Annotated in this window: 1 protein-coding gene; it reads right to left on the reverse strand. The window is 69.0% G+C overall.

Features of this window, described 5'->3' with window-relative positions; all coding sequences use genetic code 11:
* Window positions 1–332: SDR family NAD(P)-dependent oxidoreductase (locus EN824_RS33980; protein WP_135933199.1), on the reverse strand; the 332-nt coding region annotated here is incomplete at both ends.

Consider the following 332-nt stretch of genomic DNA (forward strand, 5'->3'; position numbering starts at 1 on the left):
CGGCGATGCTGGCGGTGTTGATGATCACGCCGCGCTCGCCGTCTTCGCCGGCGTCGTTGTGCTGCATGCGGTTGGCCGCGGCCTTGGCCACGTTGAAGCTGCCGACCAGGTTGACCATCACGGTGCCCTGGAAAGCGGCCAGCGGCATCGGGCCTTCCTTGCCCAGCACGCGGCCGGCGCCGAGGATGCCGGCACAGTTCATCGCCACGTTCAGGCCGCCGAGGAAATCGTGGGCCTGGTCGATGGCCGCAGCCACGGCCGACTCATCGCTGACGTTGACGTTGAAATAGCGGGCCTTGTCGGCACCCAGTGCGGCGACGGCGGCAGCGCCC

This window comes from Mesorhizobium sp. M8A.F.Ca.ET.181.01.1.1 (assembly GCF_004792025.1).
Classification (GTDB): Bacteria; Pseudomonadota; Alphaproteobacteria; order Rhizobiales; family Rhizobiaceae; genus Mesorhizobium.